This is a genomic window from Streptococcus mitis (assembly GCF_001579035.1).
Classification (GTDB): Bacteria; Bacillota; Bacilli; order Lactobacillales; family Streptococcaceae; genus Streptococcus; species Streptococcus mitis_J.
The window spans coordinates 210,601-212,843 of record NZ_KQ970287.1 but is presented as its reverse complement, the minus strand read 5'-3'; the positions used below and the strand labels follow the sequence as shown (position 1 = coordinate 212,843).

At 36.3% G+C, this 2,243-nt stretch carries 3 protein-coding genes, 1 pseudogene and 1 other annotated feature; all 4 genes and pseudogenes read right to left on the bottom strand.

From position 1 onward, the window contains the following. Window positions 1-916: 916 nt before the first annotated feature. Window positions 917-1,210 carry a 50S ribosomal protein L27 gene (gene rpmA / locus SMIDD26_RS05500; protein WP_000916509.1) on the bottom strand — a complete coding sequence of 98 codons (294 nt, stop codon included), beginning with the start codon at window positions 1,208-1,210 and terminating at the stop codon, window positions 917-919. A 16-nt stretch (window positions 1,211-1,226) separates the two neighbouring features. Continuing rightward, window positions 1,227-1,571: a ribosomal-processing cysteine protease Prp gene (locus SMIDD26_RS05495; protein ID WP_000613699.1), complete on the bottom strand. Its 345-nt coding sequence runs from the start codon at window positions 1,569-1,571 to the stop codon at window positions 1,227-1,229. 15 nt (window positions 1,572-1,586) lie between these two features. Next, window positions 1,587-1,901, bottom strand: a complete 315-nt coding sequence (rplU, locus tag SMIDD26_RS05490; protein WP_000109141.1) for a 50S ribosomal protein L21 — start codon at window positions 1,899-1,901, stop codon at window positions 1,587-1,589. Between the two features lie 36 nt (window positions 1,902-1,937). Next, window positions 1,938-2,025: a sequence feature (ribosomal protein L21 leader region), on the bottom strand. Between the two features lie 58 nt (window positions 2,026-2,083). Then, window positions 2,084-2,243, bottom strand: a pseudogene (locus SMIDD26_RS11580) (DUF1275 domain-containing protein); the annotation flags it as partial.

The following is a 2,243-nucleotide window of genomic DNA, read 5'->3' as shown; positions in this document are numbered from 1 at the left end:
GGGGAGGTTCGATTTCTAAGCCTAAAATTGTAATTTTCACGATGTTTTCAAAAAAACAATTGATATTACTTTACCATTATATACCTTTCTCTAAAAAATGTCATGTAAAACTATAATTTTCATAGTAAATTACAGCTATTTTCTTAACAACCTGTTCAAGAAATATGGTAGTTCAAGTTTGAAAAAAATAAAAATTAGTTGATTGTTTATTTCTCCAAATTTTGGACATACTAAAAAGAGGTTTTGACACCCAAGAGCAAGTTGAATCCATGTCGCTGTGCGAAGCGAATAGCGTCTTGAAGAGACATTGCCTTATCAGGATTTCTTATTTCTGTAAGACCTTGTAATCTTGGATTATAACTCTCCCGTGTTAGGAGTACGTGGTAGATTTTGACTGTTTCTGTATCTCCTTAATCAATTTTGAGATATCATCTTTCTTGTTTATAATTTTAACATCTCCAGAGATACTTTTCTGCAAATAAATTACAGATATCGTTTCTGGTTCAGGAAGAATAAGTTTTTTGTTACTAACGCAAGCAGATAGAGCAAGAAAAGAGACTGAACAGACTATAATTGTAATCATCTTTTTCATACCAGTTCACATCCTTTTATTCTTCTTACTTCTTCTTTTAGATACAATTATAATATCAAATCTTAGCAATTTTTACAATATCTTATTCCCTTATAAAATTCATTACTGTAAAAGTTTCACATGCTACTATTTTATAATTTTACAACAAAAGAAAAAGTAGGCGATAAGTTCGCCTCGTACATAGGATTTTAGATATGGGTATCAATATGGGTACCAAAACAAAAAAACAGACTCTCCGAAATCTCGGAAAGCCTTATTTATGCTATTTCAGCATCCTCGCCTTTACATTTCAAGGCTCGGGATAAAAAGATTCACTGAATCTTTTTATTTTGCGATTGGGTAAACAGAAACCTGCTTTTTATCGCGTCCTTTACGTTCAAAGCGTACTACGCCTTCAACTTTAGCGAACAAAGTATCGTCTCCACCACGTCCAACGTTTACACCTGGGTAGATGTGTGTACCACGTTGACGGTAAAGGATTGATCCACCTGTTACGGTTTGTCCGTCAGCTGCTTTAGCTCCAAGACGTTTTGCTTGTGAATCACGTCCGTTTGATGTAGAACCTCCACCTTTTTTGTGGGCGAAAAGTTGCAAGTTGTTAAGAGTCATTTTTAACATAATGTTTTCCTCCGTGTTAGTTTTCTGTGATAACTCTGGTTTGGACGAACTCTGAAGAGTTCTCCGATAAGTTTGCCATACCTAAGAAAAATGATTCAAAGAATAACTGAGTCATTTCTCTCTGGTGTGAAGGAAGATCTTTTGGAATTTCAACCATCAGATAGCCACCTTCATCTTCGTTTAATTCTAGGATTGGTTCATAGCCTGCAAATTTCTCAATAGAATTGATAAAGTTAATGGCAAGCGTAGAAACCGATGCACACACGACATCTAAGCCGTATTCGCCACTCTCGGCGTGTCCAGTAATTTCCGCACTCCTCAGCTCGCCATCTTCGGCTCTCTCAAAGACTGCTTGTATCATGTGTTCTCCTTAAAATTAAGCGTTGATTGCGTTGATGACAACTTTAGTATATGGTTGACGGTGACCTTGTTTACGGTGGCTACCTTTTTTAGGTTTGTACTTGTAAGTAACAACTTTCTTTTGTTTTCCTTGTTTTTCAACAGTTCCAACTACAGTAGCTCCAGCAACAAGTGGAGTTCCGACAACAGTGTTTTCACCACCAACAAGAACAACTTCGTTAAAAGTAACTTCTTGACCAGCTTCAACGTTCAATTTTTCAACGTAAACTGCTTGACCAACTTCAACTTTAACTTGTTTTCCGCCAGTTTTGATAATTGCGTATGTGCTCATTATGCACCTCCTATGATTTTTATGGGTTTCCCCGAATTTTTTGTGAAGACTCGCCTAGCATCGTGGGACGAACCACTTAAACTTGAATAATCAAGCAACGATGTTCGTGCGGTTGCACAGGAACGTGCATAGTCAACTCTTCAAGTATAGCATATCTCCTATTTTCTTACAAGTAATAACACCTAAAATGAAGCTTTTTCTTTTACTTTTTTCCGCCACTTAGCAAAAAGCATGCTGAGATAAAAAATGCTCATCATAATAGGAACCCCAAGAATGGTCTTTTCATGATAGAAAATCGTCAAATAGGCTGAAAAAACAACTCCAAATACAAAACTGCTAAGC

Coding starts and splice junctions, on each gene's coding strand:
- rplU (WP_000109141.1), bottom strand. CDS start 1,901: ATGAGCACATACGCAATTATCAAAACTGGCGGAAAACAAGTTAAAGTT.
- SMIDD26_RS05495 (WP_000613699.1), bottom strand. CDS start 1,571: ATGATACAAGCAGTCTTTGAGAGAGCCGAAGATGGCGAGCTGAGGAGT.
- rpmA (WP_000916509.1), bottom strand. CDS start 1,210: ATGTTAAAAATGACTCTTAACAACTTGCAACTTTTCGCCCACAAAAAA.